Below are 298 nucleotides of genomic sequence, written 5' to 3' on the forward strand. Positions count from 1 at the left end.
GAAGATCAACCACGAATTTAAAAACGTTGTTGTTTCTCACAAAGCGCTTATCGAAGCAGATATCGAAGAGCAGAAAAAAGAAATTATCGGGCAGCTTGAAAAAGGTCAGGTACTTGAAGGTACTGTTAAGAACATCACTTCTTACGGTGTATTCGTTGACCTGGGAGGTGTTGATGGACTTATCCACATCACAGATCTTAGCTGGTCAAGAATCAACCATCCAAATGAGATCGTTGAACTTGATCAAAAACTGAACGTTGTTATCCTTGACTTTGATGAGGCTAAAACAAGAATTCAG

Annotated in this window: 1 protein-coding gene; it reads left to right on the forward strand. The window is 39.3% G+C overall.

Annotation, left to right across the window (positions count from 1 at the left end; genetic code table 11):
- The coding region (locus HC176_RS18960; RefSeq protein ID WP_167920517.1) for a S1 RNA-binding domain-containing protein at positions 1–298 on the forward strand (298 nt) is incomplete at both ends.

Source organism: Tamlana crocina (genome assembly GCF_012037625.1).